At 41.4% G+C, this 912-nt stretch carries 1 protein-coding gene; it reads right to left on the bottom strand.

Annotation, left to right across the window (positions count from 1 at the left end; all coding sequences use genetic code 11):
• Positions 1 to 85 precede the first annotated feature (85 nt).
• Positions 86 to 912, bottom strand: an 827-nt coding sequence (locus QUF07_RS14000) for an IS1380 family transposase (protein ID WP_289428202.1), incomplete at its 5' end; no start/stop codon positions are given.

Below are 912 nucleotides of genomic sequence, written 5' to 3'. Positions count from 1 at the left end.
AAGATTTTTTCAACTAACTCAGAATTGCTTTGAACTTTTGGATACACTTGTCCCTTGGTTGTACAGATTTTTTTAATTTTGCTGGTTATTCAATAGTCTGGATACGCTGTAGAGCCTGGTAGAACAGCCGATGGTAAACGTGATGCGAGCTCAGCTGCAACTGAATGCGTCGGCCAGTATGCACAACACGTGCCGCAACTTTGAATAAACGGATCCGCAATGTGCTAACGCACAAGCCGGAATCATGTTTTGTCAGTGCTAGCTGCTTTAAAAAGTTGACAATATTGTAAGCCAGTACACTAACCATCATCCGGGCAGCATTGGCATTAAACGTTGAACTATCAGTCTTATCGAAAAAGAAACCTGTTTTAGCTTCTTTGATGTAATTTTCCATTTGGCCGCGTTTGTGATACAGTTTGAAGGCAGTTTCAGCCGTTAAATTGGTCAGATTAGTGACGATAAATTCATGTGAAAAGATCAGTTCACCAGCTGCTCGAGTTGATTTAATAATAATCTGCCGTGGCTTAGGCCACGATGCTGATTGATAGGTTTCAGAGCAGTAGTGAGTCTCTTCCTCTTGCCACTGGGTTTTATCACTGATCTTGACGAACTTTTCAGCTAGATTCTGCAATTTTCGATTGCGTTTGAGTCGAATAATGTAAAACACATCGTTGGCTTCACAGACATCGTAAACTTCTGGCGTGGCGAAGCCACTATCACCACGAACCAGAATGTCAGTCGTAGGCAGCTGAGTTTGATAATGCTTTAATAGTGGTGTTAAAAAAGCTTTTACATCTTTACTGGTGTAGGCATTTCCAGGACGCAAGACAGCTTTCAACAAGTTACCATCTTGATCAGTTGCCAATAATGGATGATATCCTTCAGTACCATAATGTGCGTTGTAGTTAGTGG

Source organism: Lentilactobacillus sp. TOM.63, assembly GCF_030361045.1.
GTDB lineage: Bacteria > Bacillota > Bacilli > Lactobacillales > Lactobacillaceae > Lentilactobacillus > Lentilactobacillus dabitei.
This window is presented reverse-complemented; position numbering and strand designations above follow the sequence as displayed.